The following is an 802-nucleotide window of genomic DNA, read 5'->3' on the forward strand; positions in this document are numbered from 1 at the left end:
GGCAAATCTGTATTGCCTTGTCAGCTCATAAGATAGGACTTGATCACGACTTCAAAGCTAGCTTATTGCAGCTCTCCGTCGTCGATGACTTCTCACAAGCGAGAGCTCATAAGAGGCTGCATGCAAAACAGAGTGTCAAGCCCTTGGTTGTTTCGGGTGATAAGCTGTATTTGACTCGTTATTGGAATCTACAGTGTGAATTCGAAGCTTGGTTAGCGAAAAGGGTGAGCAGTGAAAGCCTGAGTGACGAAGCACTCAGCGAGTCTCAGTTGGATCGTTTGAGTCAGTGTTTAAAAAGCATGTTTGCATTAAATGGTGTGGACTCAGACGAGAAACCAGACTGGCAAGCCGTTGCAGCTGCACATGCTTTGCTGCAAAAAACAACTTTGATTGCTGGGGGACCCGGTACCGGAAAAACCACCACAGCAGCAAGCCTGTTGCACTTGGTCGATCAATCATTCAGGCTACGTTTGGGCCGACCAGCAAAAGTAAGGTTGCTCGCCCCGACAGGAAAGGCTGCCGTTCGTCTAGCGGACTCAATCGCCTTCCAACTTAAGCGAATCGAAACTGAGCAGGCTGTGCTAGAAGGCTCAGATATGCTTCCACTTAGCGCGTGTTTGCCTGCTAATGGTGAGACGATACACCGTTTCTTAATCGACCATAAAGCTTTACCTTCGCAACACTCTTATTCAGAAAAACTTAACGCAGAGAGCCTCTTTTCGGGGCGGAGTGAAATTGCACTTACTGAAGCTGATATCTTGATTGTTGATGAGTCATCAATGATCGACTTGGCTTTAATGCA

1 protein-coding gene is annotated in these 802 nt (G+C 47.3%); it reads left to right on the plus strand.

Annotated features, from left to right (window positions below; genetic code table 11):
- On the plus strand, positions 1 to 802 hold an 802-nt coding region (locus A3766_RS08255), incomplete at both ends, for an AAA family ATPase (RefSeq protein ID WP_156508786.1).

The sequence above is a fragment of the Oleiphilus sp. HI0132 genome, assembly GCF_001635845.1.